The 13662-nt window shown below is 59.5% G+C and carries 10 protein-coding genes and 2 pseudogenes; 5 read left to right on the plus strand and 7 right to left on the minus strand.

The genetic code is table 11. The annotated features are described in order from the left end of the window. Positions 1-97: 97 nt before the first annotated feature. A pseudogene (locus NJU76_RS21985) lies at positions 98-1622 on the plus strand (carbamoyltransferase family protein); the annotation flags it as partial. A gap of 269 nt (positions 1623-1891) precedes the next feature. Here the strand turns inward: NJU76_RS21985 and NJU76_RS21990 are convergent. Together NJU76_RS21990 and NJU76_RS21995 are read right to left on the minus strand one after the other, a co-directional pair. Beyond that, positions 1892-2365 carry a hypothetical protein gene (locus tag NJU76_RS21990; RefSeq protein ID WP_254532616.1) on the minus strand — a complete coding sequence of 158 codons (474 nt, stop codon included), beginning with the start codon at positions 2363-2365 and terminating at the stop codon, positions 1892-1894. After that, positions 2362-2910: a hypothetical protein gene (locus tag NJU76_RS21995; RefSeq protein WP_254532617.1), complete on the minus strand. Its 549-nt coding sequence runs from the start codon at positions 2908-2910 to the stop codon at positions 2362-2364. The genes NJU76_RS21990 and NJU76_RS21995 overlap by 4 nt, the downstream gene beginning before the upstream one ends. Before the next feature lie 227 nt (positions 2911-3137). On the opposite strand from NJU76_RS21995, the gene NJU76_RS22000 reads away from it, so the two are divergent. Both NJU76_RS22000 and NJU76_RS22005 read left to right on the plus strand, forming a co-directional pair. After that, on the plus strand, positions 3138-4937 hold the full coding sequence (locus NJU76_RS22000) for a polysaccharide deacetylase family protein (protein ID WP_254532618.1): 1800 nt from the start codon (positions 3138-3140) through the stop codon (positions 4935-4937). 209 nt (positions 4938-5146) lie between these two features. After that, positions 5147-5875: a DsbA family protein gene (locus tag NJU76_RS22005; protein WP_254532619.1), complete on the plus strand. Its 729-nt coding sequence runs from the start codon at positions 5147-5149 to the stop codon at positions 5873-5875. A 40-nt stretch (positions 5876-5915) separates the two neighbouring features. Here NJU76_RS22005 and NJU76_RS22010 read toward each other — a convergent pair whose 3' ends face one another. From NJU76_RS22010 to NJU76_RS22025, 4 genes are all read right to left on the minus strand, one after another. Then, positions 5916-6398: a halocyanin domain-containing protein gene (locus NJU76_RS22010; protein WP_254532620.1), complete on the minus strand. Its 483-nt coding sequence runs from the start codon at positions 6396-6398 to the stop codon at positions 5916-5918. Between the two features lie 118 nt (positions 6399-6516). After that, a complete protein-coding gene (locus tag NJU76_RS22015; protein WP_254532621.1) occupies positions 6517-7350 on the minus strand; it encodes a ZIP family metal transporter in 834 nt (277 codons plus the stop codon). 557 nt (positions 7351-7907) lie between these two features. Continuing rightward, the gene (locus NJU76_RS22020; RefSeq protein ID WP_254532622.1) at positions 7908-9473 is read right to left on the minus strand and encodes an ABC1 kinase family protein; all 1566 of its coding nucleotides are present in this window, start codon (positions 9471-9473) and stop codon (positions 7908-7910) included. A gap of 988 nt (positions 9474-10461) precedes the next feature. Beyond that, a complete protein-coding gene (locus NJU76_RS22025; protein ID WP_254532623.1) occupies positions 10462-11358 on the minus strand; it encodes a universal stress protein in 897 nt (298 codons plus the stop codon). A 541-nt stretch (positions 11359-11899) separates the two neighbouring features. Between NJU76_RS22025 and NJU76_RS22030 the strand changes: the two genes are divergently transcribed. Both NJU76_RS22030 and NJU76_RS22035 read left to right on the plus strand, forming a co-directional pair. Continuing rightward, positions 11900-12310 carry a dihydrofolate reductase family protein gene (locus NJU76_RS22030; RefSeq protein WP_256567118.1) on the plus strand — a complete coding sequence of 137 codons (411 nt, stop codon included), beginning with the start codon at positions 11900-11902 and terminating at the stop codon, positions 12308-12310. After that, a pseudogene (locus tag NJU76_RS22035) lies at positions 12295-12479 on the plus strand (macro domain-containing protein); the annotation flags it as partial. The gene NJU76_RS22030 and the pseudogene NJU76_RS22035, both read left to right, overlap by 16 nt. A 30-nt stretch (positions 12480-12509) precedes the next feature. Here NJU76_RS22035 and NJU76_RS22040 read toward each other — a convergent pair. Continuing rightward, the gene (locus NJU76_RS22040) at positions 12510-13511 is read right to left on the minus strand and encodes an ABC transporter permease (protein WP_254532624.1); all 1002 of its coding nucleotides are present in this window, start codon (positions 13509-13511) and stop codon (positions 12510-12512) included. Positions 13512-13662: the final 151 nt, after the last annotated feature.

The raw sequence follows: 13662 nt of genomic DNA on the forward strand, positions 1-13662 counted from the left end.
ATCTGTTCCTGCACGTTCCGACACAGAAACAGGACGCTCCGTCCGCACCCAGCGAGGGCCGGGGAGGCCCGAGCGCGGTAGGGCGGAGTAGTTCACAGCGCCTAGGCTTTTCAGAAAACTCACCGCGCTAGAACGAACGATCGTGACCCAGATCAGGAGCCGGTTCCTTCCGACGCGACAGATCGAGAACCGCCTCGAGTCGTTCGGGACGCCGCTCCCACCGATCGAAACGGTTCCGCACCACCGTTGTCACGCCGCGAGCGCGTTCCACCCGTCGGCGTTCGACGAGGCCGTCGTCCTCACCGTGGACGCGAAAGGCGAGTACGATTCGACGGTCGTCTGGCACGCGACGGGACGGCGACTGAAACGCGTCCGGACGTACGAACACCCGAACAGTCTCGGGCTCTTCTTCGCCACAGTGACGGAGTACCTCGGGTATCGGATGTTCAACGGCGAAGGAAAGGTGATGGGGCTCGCCCCCTACGGCGACGATAACCCCGAAATCGAGTCTGCCCTTCGGGAGCTGATCGACACGGGCGTCGACTACGACGTCACCAAACTGACGAAACGCTGGGGAACCGGCCACGGTGTCGAAACCCTCGAGGGTGTATTCGACCGTCCTCGACACGAGACACCCGGCGAGTACGGCCAGTGGGAGAAAGACCTCGCTTACACTGCCCAGAAACTGCTCGAGGAGACGGTCGTCGACATCGCGGAGACCGCCGTCGATCAATTTGGTACGGCAAACGTTTCGATCGCAGGCGGCGTCGCGCTGAACTGCAAACTAAATAAGCGCGTCCGCGAGTCGCCGGCCGTGGACGACGTCTTCGTCCAGCCGGTCGCCCACGACGCGGGTCTCGCTCTCGGAGCTGGATGGTCGAGGCAGCGTCCGGCGGCCGTCGACCGTCAGACCGACGTCTATCTCGGTCCCGAGTATGAGACGGACGAGATCCGATCGCTCCTCGAGACGAACAAACTCGAGTACGCGGAACCGGACGACCTCGAGCGATACGTCGCCGAGCGGCTCGCAGCGGGCGACCTCGTCGGCTGGTTTCAGGGACGAATGGAGCTGGGGCCGCGAGCGCTTGGGGCCCGGAGCATCCTCGCCGATCCCCGCAGCGCAGATTCCCGAGACCGCGTCAATCGGTTCGTCAAACATCGCGAAACGTGGCGGCCCTTCGCACCGTCGATGCTCGAGTCAGCAGCTGACAGGTACCTCGACGACGGTCAACCGGCTCCGTTCATGATCGACGCGTATGACGTTCATCCGGAGGCGGCCGCGGAACTCGAAGCCGTCCTGCACCCGGCCGACGACTCGACGCGCCCGCAGACCGTCCGCGAGGATCAACACCCGCGCTATCACCGGCTCATCGCGGAGTTCGAGGACATCACCGGTGTTCCGGTCGTCCTGAACACGTCATTCAACGATCACGCCGAACCGATCGTCAGGACGCCGACGCAGGCGCTCAAAGACTTCTACGGGATGGGGCTCGATCTGCTCGCGATCGAGGATCTCGTCGTCGAAAAGAAGACCACGTGATACGGACTACTGTACGTCATTGCCGGTGCAACCGCAGGACGGTCGCGGTTGCACCGGTACATCGGTACAGCAGACCGTATGAGACGTTCACAGTACGGCGGAGATCGACAATGGACGGGTCTCCGTCGACGAGCTTGAGCGGTAGCACGGTGCCGAGACGTCGCGTCGATCGACAGGGCGCACCGAGGGCCGTCACACGTCGCTTTCGTCCGCGGGATCGAAGGGGCTTCGCGTCAGATAGAGGACCTCGAGTAGGAAGACCGAGACGAAGATGCCGACGATCCAGAGCAGAATCTCGACGTCCGTGCGATAGAGGTGATGAGGGTGCGGAATCGGACGACCGCGGATACGTCACACCTGACAGGTCGGACACGTCCGCCTGTGGCGGACCCAGATCAACCCTGCGAGGAGCGCGACAGAGAGCGCGCCGAGGGCCGGTCGGAGCGGGTCGAAGTACGTCATGAGCGTGGACGAACTGAACAGGGCGAGCAAGAAGATGTTACAGATCGGACAGCCGACCGCGAGGAACCCACCGATCAACCCGCCGATCACCCACCGATCCTCGTCGCTCGAGTCATCGCTCTCGCCATCGAGTCGCGATTCGGTCGCGATCCGCTGTGTGATATACGTTCCCGCCAGCAGTGCGGTCAGTGCGAGAAGCAGGTAATCGACCGGCTCCCGGGGAACCATGCGGACGTAGAGCGGATTCGGGACGAGTCCGGTGACGACCCCGAACAGCAGAAAGACGCCGATTCCGGCGACCGCTCCCTGTGCGATTGCTCGGCGATCCGACCGGATCGATTCGAGGAAGTCGTGGGCGGTCATTCCGGGGCCTCCGTCGGGAACGCACACCGCTCGGGATGGCCCGTCCGTCCGAGAAAGAACAGCAATAAGACGAGACCGCCGACGCGGAGCAGCGAACCGTCGTACGGGAGCACGGCCACCCCGCCGGCGAACCCGAGGAAGCCGAGTAGCCCGGCGCCACAGCTCGCACAGCCTGACGCGACGAGGCCGGGGAAAATACCGGAGAGATCCGTCAGACTCGAGAGGCCGCCGACCCGGAGTTGCCCGACGGCGTTTACGACCGCGACGCCGGAAAGCGAGGCATAGAGAACGATAATCGCGAGGCCCGTCCACCCGTCGGATCGATACACCGTCTCCGTGAGTGCGACGAGAACGTACGTGAACCAGTGGAGTCCGTCGCCGAGCATCTGCAGCGCATACGTCGGCATCGCGCTCAGTATCAACAGGACGTAGGTGCCGAGGGTCACGAGTATCAGTCCGATCGCGTCCCGCCACGTCTCGAACGGATACGAGACTGCAGCAGAGAGGTTCTGCAGGTACCCCTCGATCGAATAGTGCGTAGGCATCTCGTTCGAACGAGAGGTAGGGCACACTGAAATCTCCGACTCCGATTCGCTGAGTCAGCAAATCGTCAGTTCTATCTATGATGAATGCAGTGAATGTAACGACGAGTATCCTATCAACTATGGCTCACGAACCCGACGCGGATGGCGACTCTTCCCGACGGCTCACGTCCTCCCGACGGCGCATGTTGGCCGTACTCGGAGCCGGCTCGACGACTCTCGCTGGCTGTATGGACGCATTATCGGACGACGGAGGCGGTGGAAATGGATCCGGCGATAACGAACCGAACACTGGACCCGTCCGCTGGCCTGCCATCGACGCCGGTGAGGTCCTCTCGGATTTCGAAACTCTCGACGAGTGGTCGCCTCGGACCGGTGAAATATCGGCCGCCCCGGATAAGGCGCGAACCGGGTCGCAAGCCGCGGTCATCGAAAGCAACGGGGGAAGCGTCAGTATACAGATGCAGTTCTCCGATGGAATTGATCTCGTGGACTGGGTCACGTCGGTGGCGGTTAAACCGGAGTCCGCCACTCAGATCACCGTCGAATTCTTCGCACCGACGCGAAGCGCGCGTCTGGCTAGCACGCGAACACTCCCGGACGGGTACGACGGTTGGTTCCGGATGGACTGTGGCTACCAGCAAAAGCCCGGCGACGATCCGGACCTCTCGAACGTCACGGGTATCACCATTTCCGCGGACGGCCCCGACGACGGGCCGACGAGGCTGGTGGTAGACGACCTCCGCCGAACGAAATCGGCCAAAAACGGGAAAGCGATTCTCACGTTCTACGGCGGTCACGATTCGCACTACGATATCGCGGCCGAGATGCTTGCAGAACGCGACTGGGCCGGTGCGGTTCCGATCAGTCCAGCACGCATCGGCGACCGCGGACGGATGGGGCGTTCCGAACTCCGCGACCTCAGCGACCGCGGTTGGGACATCTGCTCGCTCCCGGACGTTTCGACGCCGCTGCCCGAACATCCCAAGGAACAACAGCGTGAGGTCCTCGAATCTGCTCGAGACGCACTCGCGAAGAGCGGCTTCGAGAACGGATCGCGTCACCTGTTCGTTCCCGATGAGGGGCTGGATCCGACGACCTACAATATCGCCAGAGACGTTTACGAGTCGGCGTTCCTGTACAGTTCCGGAACGACGGGCGTGCCGCCGACCGAGATGCACATGATTCCGTTCATCTGGGGGCCTGCGCTTCACACTGGCGTTCGACGCCACACCAATCTCTCCGATCAGTACGGCCTCCTCACCGTATTACGGATCCCGCGTATCGTCGACGAGGAAGACGTCGGAATAAACGAGAACAGAATGTCGCTCGACGACTTCGGATTGCTTCTCGACCACATCGAACAGCGAGACCTGGACGTCATCACCCCATCAGATCTCGTCGACGGGTCGTGGAAACGCGACGGTGGCGACGACGAACCCGCCAACAGAGAGCGGCCCGACGGGACCATCCTCGAGGCGGGCCAGTCCCACGAGTTCGAGGGATCGGGATCGGTCAATACACCGACGTTCGACCTCGACGACGGCGTCCTCGTCGCGAACACCACCCACGAGGGCGATTCTGAGATCACGGTCGACGTGACGGAAGCCAACGGGGACGGTACCGACGAGAACCTAGTGACGACGGCGGGGAGTACAGCTGGTAAGTCGATCATGGCCGTCGAGAGTGGCACATATAGGCTCGAAGTCGACGCGGATGGCGCGTGGTCGATCGAACTCACCCAGCCCGCAGTCGAGAGCGACGAACTCGAGGACCTCCCCGTGCAGGCGTCCGGAACGGGCTCGGGCGTCGTTGGGCCGCTATGGACGGATGGCCGCACCAGAGTCGTCGCGACACACGAGGGGGACGGCGCGTTCATCGTCGACGGCTACGGTGCGGACGGCAGTCGAGAGATACTCGTCTATCGGACCGGCGAGTTCGACAACTCACGGTCGTACAAGGCAGGCGGAACCGCCTGGCTCAACGTCGAAGCCGACGGTGACTGGACGCTCGAGGTCATGGACTCGTAGCGACTGGACGATTCGGCGTCGTTCGCTCGCGGTATTCGTTCTTCTCCCGAGATGGTCGATTCGATCGAACAGCGATCGGCGTGAGATCGGTGGAGTTGTCGAGCAGGTCGATCCGATAGAGTCAGACCTGGATCGGACCCGATTTGCTGGGCCAGCAAATCGGGGGCCTGCTTACAGTCCAGTGGTACGAACGGTTACGAGTACAAGCGATGTCCCTCGATCAGCCGTCCCGTCGCGCTGTTCTCACCGGCTCCGTCGTACTGCTCGGCAGTGGTAGCGTCTACTTTCTCACACGCTCCGACGACAGCGACGATAACGACCTCTCCCCGTCGTTTCACTCGAGCGATGAAACCTCCGCTCTCGGCGTCGAGTTGCAGGAGAAGCCGATCATGGGCGCGGCGGACGCACCGCTCGAACTGTACTACTGGACGGACTTCCAGTGTCCGTTTTGCGAACGCTTCGAACGGGAGACCCTTCCCGACCTCGTCCAGGACTACGTTCGACCCGGAGAGCTTCGGATCGTGTTCATTTCGCTGCCGTATTTCGGCGCGGACTCGATGACCGCCGCGGTCGCAAGTAAGTGCGTCTGGGATCGGGTCAGTCAGTCTGATCCGTCGGCGTATTGGGACTGGCGGACGGCGATCTTCGACAAGCAGGGCGAGAAGAACTCCGGCTGGGCGTCGTCGGAAAATCTCGTCGAATACACGCGTTCGGTTTCCGGCGTCGACGCCGATGCCCTCGAGACGTGTCTGGACGAACGCCGGTCGGAGTTCGAAGCCCAGGTCGATGCCGACTCCGAGCAAGCGCGCTCGTTCGGAATTTCGGGCACGCCAACGTTCGTCGCTATCGACCGAGAGTCGGGATCGCAAGAGTCGCTCGTCGGGGCTCAGCCGATCGAACGCTTCGAAGAAGTCATCGAAGGGATCAAAAGTACCTGACGCTCGTCGACGGCGATGAGATTCGAAGGAGCGTTCGCTCCTATTCGACGACCACCGCGCCTTTCATCCCCTGCTGGCGATGGGGCTCACATACGTAGAGGTACGTTCCGGTGTCTTCGAACTGGTGTTCGAACGTATATCCCTCTTCGCTAGTGACTTCCGTCTCGAAGACGGGCTCGTCCGCACCGGTTGCGTTTTCGATCTGTAATTCTTCTTCCTCTTCAGGAACGTGGACGACGTTGTGGCTACCGCCTTCTCCGGTCCATTCCCAGACGACCGTCGTATCCTGATCGATGCGGATCGCGGGCGGATCGAACTGTAACCCATTATCACCCGCTCCGACGTCGACCGTCACCTCCTCTTCGCCCGTCATGTCCTCGGTCTCCTCGTAGTTCTCGACGTCGTCGAACCAATCGCCGTAGTCCGGTTCGTCGTCGCCGTCTTGTGCGCTCGCGGATGTGCTAATGCCACTGAGTGCGGTACTCGCACCGATCAGCTTCAGTATCGTTCTTCGGTCGAACATCTCTATCGGAGCCTGCTCCGACCGGTTAGAAAAATGGCGTCCTTACAATTGCAATGACCGTTCTGTACCGGTTGCTCGCATGGCATTCGGGTGATTTCTCGACCGAACCAGTCGGTACCTAGCCCAAACTGACGTCGAGATACAGCATCACGACCACGCCGGCCATCACTCCGAGTGTCGCGATCCGTTCGTATCCGCGCGTGTGGGTTTCGGGGATGATCTCATCGGAGATGACGAAGAGCATCGCCCCAGCGGCGAAGCCCATCGCGTACGGAAGCAACGGCTCGACGACGGTCACCGCGATTGCACCCACTACCGCGAGCGGAATTTCGACGATTCCGGACCGTACGCCGGCGAACACTGCATAGAAGCGCCGATCCAGCCCTGCGTTGATCGCTGCGACCGACACGGCGAGCCCTTCCGGAATATTCTGGATACCGATAGCGAACATGAGCGGAATCGCGTTTTCGACGTCGCCGGAGCCGAAGCCGACGCCCACGGCCAAACCCTCGGGCATATTGTGGAGCGTGATCGCCAGGATGAACAGGATGACGGGCGTCAGTCGCTCGTTGTCGAGAGGCAGGGACGTGGACGGATCGGCCTCGTCCGGGCGTCTGCGTCCGGTTAATAGGTAGTGGGCGTGGGGAACGAGCATATCGGCACGGTCGAGAAACACGACGCCGAGTACGAGACCCACCAGCGTCGGAACGGGATTTCCCCCCGAGTACTGCTCGATACCGGGAAGGATGAGGCTCGTGAACGCCGCTGCGAGCATCACACCGGCTGCAAATCCGAGGGCGCCATCGAGCGCCCGCTCCGATGGATTCCGCCAGATGAGGACGAGCGACGCGCCGATCAAGTTCAACATCGCGATGACGATTCCGCCAACGAAACCCTGGATCACCGGGTCGTTTCCGACGACTCGAACGAATAACTCGACTACTGAAACCATGATTTTACACCGCGTATCGTTAACTGAATTTCGTCACGTCGGCTCTCTCCACCATCCGCTTCGGTGAAGAAGTCCGATGAAGATTCTATAAATCCACCGATCAGGTGTGGCGAATCTCGACGGTGCCGCAACTGCGGGAACCGCACCGAACTGTTGTGCCGCTGTGGTGATCGCGAGAGACCTCCCCGGTTGGCCTCCCGGACCTGTTCACTGAACTGCTCACCTCTACCGGTCTCTCCAATCGACCCACTGAACTGATTTCGTTATCCAGTTCACTATACTGGCCTCTCTATCCGGTGTACTCGATTGATCTCTCCATCCGACGCGCTCGATCGGTCTACTTTGCGGGCGTATCCGACTGGACCGCCTACCTGGCTTTCTTTACCGGTGTATTTGATAAGCCTATTCGAATAGCCTATCCGATTGGCCTATCTAATTGGGTATTTAATTTGATCTCCCGGCAGGACCAAACGCAGTTAACGTGATTCGGAAACGCGTCTGAAAGGAAACGCCCAGGAAACGCGTTTGAATGGAATATACGGCAGATACAACGGCTCCTACCGCCGACGGCGGAGGAGATAGGTCACGAGAAAGACGCCTGCGAGGAAACTGGCCGGAACCTCGTACGGTCGTTCGTGGAGCGTGAGAATCGCGGCCGCCACGATCAACGCACCGGCGAGCACGGCGAACCCGACGTCCCGATACCCGTGATTGGTCCCGTCGACCGGTTCGGTTCGGACGACGAGTTCACCGCGCTCGAGTTGCCGCATCGTTCGATCGAATCGAGCGGGTAGCCCCGCCAGCGTGGGTATCGACTGCAGAAGGTCCGTCCGCGTCTTCTCGACGAAAGCCTCGAATTCGCTTTCGATGAGCCCCTGCTCTATGAGGAACGATCGAACCGCGACGAGAAAGTCGAACTCTGGGTCGAGTTGCCGACAGACGCCTTCACCGACGGTTCCGGTCCTGATGAGCAACATCACGTCCGGTGGGAGACGAAACGGAAAATCCCTGAGCATCGTCGTCAGTTCCGTGAATATCATCCGCCAGGTGATCTCCGACCGCCCCTCGAGGTCCTTGATGACGAGTTCGAGGACACGTCTCACCTCGACACGGTCGACCGACGGTTCGAGGACGTCGACCGCGATCAGGGCGTCGACGAGCGAGTCGACGTCACGTCGGACGAGCGCGCGATAGAGTCCAGCGATGTCCTCCCTAACGGTCTCGGAGAGACGGTCGCTCATTCCGAAGTCGAAGATCAGCAACCGTCCTGCGTCCGTGACGGCGAGATTTCCCGGGTGGGGATCCGCGTGGAACACCCCGTCGATGAGTCCCATCTTCAGGTATATCTCCGTGATTCGCGTCGCCATTTCGTGCGGCGTCACGTCAAGGCCGTCGAACGCGTCGGCTGCGGTTATCTTTCGGCCGGTCACGTACTCCATCGCGAGTACGCGTTCGGACGAGAGGTCTTCGTAGACATCGGGAACGACGACGCGGTCGTCGTCGGCGAAGTTTTCCCCGATTTCGGTCATAATGGCCCGCTCCCGGGCGAAATCCAGTTCGTCCGTAATTATCTCCTCGAAATCGTCGGCCGCGTTCCGAACCGAGTACCGTTGGCGTTCCTCGATAAAGCGGACGACGAATGGGAGTAAACTGCGGATCACTCGAAGGTCGCGCTCGACCTGGGGTTTCACGTCGGGACGACGGACCTTCAGTGCGATCCGTTCGTCCCCGCGGGTCACCACGTACACGAAGGCGAGCGACCCGCCGGCGATCGGCTCGAGCGTCGATAGATCGAGGTCGTCCTCGAGTTCCGCGGTGAGGACGGTCTTTGGGTCCCCACCCGCCTGCTCAGGAACCTCGTCTTGGAGCGTCCCGAACACCTCGGCGTACGGCGGTGGCACGATATCCGGACGCGTCGAAAGCACCTGCCCGACTTTGATGAACGCGGGTCCGAGTTCCAACATCGTGTCCCGTATCCGCTCGGCTCTCAGTCGGTGGGCCGCACTCTCGACCCGTCTTCGCGACCCGAACAGCAGGAACCGACGCCTGTCGCGAAGAAACGCGACTGCGAACGGAAGAAAGCGGACCAGAACCAGTAGATACCGGTGATAAAAACCGCTCATATTACAATTCGAGGGAAGAGCCGTCCGTCGTCCGCCGTCGGTTCGGCGCGTCTATTTGACCCGGTGTCATATCCACGTGCGTGAGTGTACTGTCCACGTACGTGAATTTCACGCCTCCACAAACGAATGTCATCGATTCACGTACGAACTACCGGGCGCTAAACCATAACTTCACAGGCGGTACGAGGCGGATGCCACGGGGCGTGACCCCGAGGCGGTTGACATGCACAATCCGATCTATACGGGCGAGCGTCCAGACCGATGATAGCCCTTGAGGCGTCTGTACCTCCACGTCGCAACTGTGCCCGTAGTGACGAAGGGTTGGATGATAAGCGTAGCGTACGGCCTTCACCCCTGGTGCACTCGGCCTGCTCCGCCGATAGAGTGACTCGATTCGAACGACCACTCCGGAGACCGAGTCCTCTCTACTCACGGGCCGAGATAATCGATCGCGTCGCTAAGCCGTCTCGAGTGTAGAGTTATACGAAATCAAGGAGAATACCTGCGCCTTTAGGCGCAGGATGAATCCGACAACACGGAATCAATCCACGTTCGATGGATAGTTCGAAATTTCTAATTCGTAGATTGAAGTGTAAATCGATACTACTATAAGTAGGAATTGATGTGAAAGAGGGCGGTTCCACCAGTCCGACGATGGCAGCTTGCCCACCCCAAGCAACCACACAACAATCGGAACCAGTTGATGCCCGCCGTATCCTCACAGGATACGAGTGGAGTTGATGTTGTAAGCACGACTCAAAGTAACTTCGAGCCCGTCGAAGTCTGCCGGACCCCCCGTGGCAAAAACAACATCGGGAGACCGAATACGACAGCAGATAGGAGTACCAGGGGCTTGGCACTCCCGGCAGTCCTGCCCGCTTACACCGCGAATATCCCCACGAATTCTCACCGGTCGGATGCTCGGTAGGATTGGAAACCCGAAATCTCCGACGCTTAGGCTTCCTGTGTCTTCAGGCGCAGGAGTATATCAATGAGAACATTGGACCAAGATTACCCTGGTCTGAGCGGTCTTTCGGACCGCTTTAGCCGTCGAACGGTATATGACTCGGTAGAATTTTTCTTGCGTCGGTGCACCAATCACCGTCAAGTCGTAGTAACGCGATTGTTCGATGATCGCGTTCGAAGCATCGTCTGCTTCAAAAATCCACCCTGAGACCCTATCCAATTCGTCGAAGTGATTTTTCACTTCGGTAATAATACTGTCCGCCGTATCCCGTTCGGACGAATCCGGTTTTTCCTCGATAACGTGAAACACGTCAATCCAGGCATCGTGACTGGTAGCGATACTTCGAGAGACTTCAATTGCCAACTCTGTATGAGGCCCCCCCGAAACTGGAAGCAAAATCGAAGAAATCCCGTTATAGTCAGGCTTCCCAGTCACAACGACAACGTCAGTTGGTGCGTTAGAAACAATCGCTTCGGTCGGTCTTCGATAGAACGGGCTACTTGGCGGCGTCTTCGGTAAAACCAGTGTATCGGGTGCAAACTCGTCGATCAACTGTAAAACCCCTCGAGCCTCACTTTGAGCACGTTGGATGGATCCTATTATTCGTTCTTCGGAAAGCTGGAACTGATCAAGCACAGTGTCTAAACGGTCCTTACGATCATGCTCTCCGCCCGCGTTTCGAAACACGAACGGCATTTGCCACGGAACCACGATCACGTCTATCACGATCAACGTGGCGTCCTTCGCTTTCGCAAGTGAAACAGCTACCCGAAGTTGATCAGTCGTGGCGCTCTCCTCTGCTGAGAGAAGAGGAGCGAGTACTCGTTCCTCTCCGATTTCGCCCTCAAAATCTGACCGAGTATTGTTCCCTGTGTTGTTACTCTCAAATAATCTATTCCAATATGATATGAGAGTCATACGATGAGGACAAGTTCACGATAAATAAACCTACGAGATAATTCATCTATCATATTTGTATGCGTTGTACATCAACTTCCAAGAGTGCTAGTCATCGGTAGTTACCTTTCCCGAATGAGGCACACTACTGGTTCGTCCATCGTTCAGAGAAATGCACGATCATCGAAAACCTCGCTTGCTCGCTTGCTTCACGTAATAGCCGCGTGGTGTCGTCGGGAATCTTCTAGTGGAACCGGATCGGAATATCCACGGGTTTCGAGAGCGACAGTACAGTCTGGCCGCTTTCTTGTCGAGCCTAAGGAGTCTAATCGGCAGACACTGGTGTCATGCTCCACAACAGCATGTCATAGAATACGTCTCATACCCTCTCCCTCGCGATTATATAGCTTCCAATTCGCGTGTAACCCTGCGAGATTTGGCAGTCATGGGTGGAGCTCGACATCGAGACAGTGAATACTGCTTGTTAGGAACCGTTGTATGACACGCTCGTCGATAAGGTTAATATCTCCTGGCTTGCGGTGGGCGTCGCACGAGAAACATAATCGTATCTGAGTTCACGTCGATAGACGGCGTCGCACAAGCCCCAGGAAGTCCCGACGAGGATCGAAGTGGCGGGTTCGAACATGGCGGCTGGATTTTCCAATTCGAGCATGGGCCCGAAGACGACGAAGACGTCGAAGACGATGAGTTCAAGCTTAATGAGGTGTTGAAGAGTGACGCGCTCTTGTTCGGCCGAAAGACGTACGAGATACTCGCAGCATACTGGCCTAACGTCGACAGCGATGACCACCCTATGGCGGCGAAACTGAACAGTATGCTCAAGTACGTCGCCTCTCGGAGCCTCAAGGATGTGGAGTGGAACAACTCGACGCTGATCGAAGGAAACGTCTCGGATGAAATCTCCGCGCTGAAACGAGAGGCGGCCGACGACCGCGCTGCGAGCCGCTCGTGATCCCGGCACTGGGCTGTGGTGTCGCGGGATTCGACCTCGAGGTAGGTGCGCGCATTATCTGCGAGACGATCCGTGAGTACGAACCGACGCGCTCGAAGACGTGCGGGGTATCGCGTACAGCGACGAGGAGTACGAGACGATCCGGGAGGTCGCTACGAAAGTCGGGTGACGGCACGCACCCGAATAGGGCGACGGACCGTCACCGTTCGAGTTCGACTCGGGGGTCCATCGCGGTGTGCGCGAGATTCTTCACCAGGGTGCCGAACACTCCGACGTAGGCGATGAGCATCGTCGTTCCAACGACTAGCGGCAGATCCCGATGGACGATCGCCTGGTAGCTTAAATCTCCGAATCCGGGAAGTCCAAATACGTACTCGAGGACGAACACGTTGAGAACGAGTGCGCCGAGTAGATTCGAGAGAAAAAGCGTCACGAGGGGGAGCATAGCCACGCGAAGGACGTGCCACGCGACGCCGAACTCTCCAACTCCTTTCGCCCGAACCATCCGGACGAAATCGGCGCGTTCGTGATCGATCACTTCTGCACGGACGAACCTGGCCTGCCCAGCCAGCAGACCGGTTCCGAGCAACAGCGCAGGAAGGACGAGTTGCCCCAGGTTGTGCGGGTCCACGACCCCTAGACTCGGTTCGTAATTGGTGAGTGGCACGCCGTATTCGTAGGTACCGAGAAGTATGGCGACGTTCGCGATCCAGAAGCTTGGAATGCCGAACGCGGCGTACGACGTGCCGATCGTGATGCGAGCGGGTATCGAGTCCGGTCGGAATCCAGAGTAAGTACCGAGGACCACGCCGCCGACCAGCGCGATAGCCGTACCGGGTAGCACGTACCCAAGCGTAACGGCGAGACGATCGACGAGAAGCGATGACACTGGAACATCGTGTGTGTGAGAAACTCCCCATTCGAACGTCGCCAGGCCGCGCATCCAGCTGAGGTACCGTTCCCAGACGGGTTCGTCGAGGTTCCGAGCCTCCCTGTAGGATCGCCGCGCCTCTTCGGCCTCTTCGATGACGTCCTCCGCGTCGGCGCCCTGTCCCGCCGCTTCGATCGCCGCCGAACCGTAGGCGGCATCGTCGCCGGGATCCGGCGTCAGCGCGACGAGTCCGAACGCAATCGTCGCCACGATCCAGACGGAGACGATCGCGAAGGCGATTCGTCGGAGGAGATAGCGCCATCGGGTCATCGAACCACCGGACAGTGCCGCCGAGATCTATCACAGCTGTTCGGTCGACCGCCCTCGGGCCGACAGTGCCGAGACGATCGATCCGGTGTGGCCGGGACGAACGACTGCGGCAAAAGGTGTCCGTGCCGCCCCCCCGGCGGACTGGAGCAAG

Origin of the sequence: Natrinema gelatinilyticum (assembly GCF_024266705.1) — an archaeon.
GTDB classification, from domain to species: Archaea; Halobacteriota; Halobacteria; order Halobacteriales; family Natrialbaceae; genus Natrinema; species Natrinema gelatinilyticum.

Excerpts from the sequence above, each read along its gene's own strand:
- NJU76_RS21990 (WP_254532616.1), bottom strand. The coding sequence starts at position 2,365 with ATGACCGCCCACGACTTCCTCGAATCGATCCGGTCGGATCGCCGAGCA.
- NJU76_RS21995 (WP_254532617.1), bottom strand. The coding sequence starts at position 2,910 with ATGCCTACGCACTATTCGATCGAGGGGTACCTGCAGAACCTCTCTGCT.
- NJU76_RS22000 (WP_254532618.1), top strand. The coding sequence starts at position 3,138 with ATGGACGCATTATCGGACGACGGAGGCGGTGGAAATGGATCCGGCGAT.
- NJU76_RS22005 (WP_254532619.1), top strand. The coding sequence starts at position 5,147 with ATGTCCCTCGATCAGCCGTCCCGTCGCGCTGTTCTCACCGGCTCCGTC.
- NJU76_RS22010 (WP_254532620.1), bottom strand. The coding sequence starts at position 6,398 with ATGTTCGACCGAAGAACGATACTGAAGCTGATCGGTGCGAGTACCGCA.
- NJU76_RS22015 (WP_254532621.1), bottom strand. The coding sequence starts at position 7,350 with ATGGTTTCAGTAGTCGAGTTATTCGTTCGAGTCGTCGGAAACGACCCG.
- NJU76_RS22020 (WP_254532622.1), bottom strand. The coding sequence starts at position 9,473 with ATGAGCGGTTTTTATCACCGGTATCTACTGGTTCTGGTCCGCTTTCTT.
- NJU76_RS22025 (WP_254532623.1), bottom strand. The coding sequence starts at position 11,358 with ATGACTCTCATATCATATTGGAATAGATTATTTGAGAGTAACAACACA.
- NJU76_RS22040 (WP_254532624.1), bottom strand. The coding sequence starts at position 13,511 with ATGACCCGATGGCGCTATCTCCTCCGACGAATCGCCTTCGCGATCGTC.